This window comes from Maribellus luteus (assembly GCF_003576475.1).
Lineage (GTDB): Bacteria > Bacteroidota > Bacteroidia > Bacteroidales > Prolixibacteraceae > Draconibacterium > Draconibacterium luteum.
Genome location: NZ_QWGR01000156.1, coordinates 1 through 601, shown reverse-complemented (window position 1 = coordinate 601; position 601 = coordinate 1). Strand labels below are relative to the sequence as shown.

Here is a 601-nt window from a genome sequence, read left to right as displayed (position 1 = left end):
GAAACGCGCGCGCCAGCAGCGTCGGCAGGTCGCGCAACGCAGCCGCGCGGTTCTGACCTGGCGTCTGCTGCTGGCGGGCCAGGTCGGCGCTGCGGCCGTTGGCGAGGCGGATCGCGCCATCGTGCGTGCAGATGACGGTGGCATCGGGCAGGCTCTCGAGCGCATCGGCCAGGAAGCGACGCAGCGCCCGCAACTTATCCGTAAGCGAGGCCACGGCATCCATGTGCGCGCCCAACGTGCGGCCGGGGCGTGCCAGCGGCGCGGTCTCAGCCAAGAGGCCGGGCTCACGCGCCAGACGCTGCATCTCGTCGCGAAGAAACCGCAGCGCGGCTTCCTGCTGGCGCCAGCTCCACAGCGGATACAACACCAGTGGGCCAACCAGCGCGGCGAACGGCGGCAACCAGCGATTGTCGAACACCAGCGCGACGATCGCGCTCGACAGGAGTACGGCAGCACCCGCCAGCGCCACGGCAAGCGCCATGCGCGGGGTAAGCCAACGCACCGCAAATGCAGTCATCAGCAAGGGAAGCAGCGTCATCCCCCAAAACATGCTGGGCGACACCGGCAGGATGGCGCTGCCCTCGAGCACGGTCTGCGTGGC

At 69.6% G+C, this 601-nt stretch carries 1 protein-coding gene; it reads right to left on the bottom strand.

What is annotated here, in order from left to right; genetic code table 11:
* Positions 1 to 601: hypothetical protein (locus tag D1614_RS28380; RefSeq protein WP_206610177.1), on the bottom strand; the 601-nt coding region annotated here is incomplete at both ends.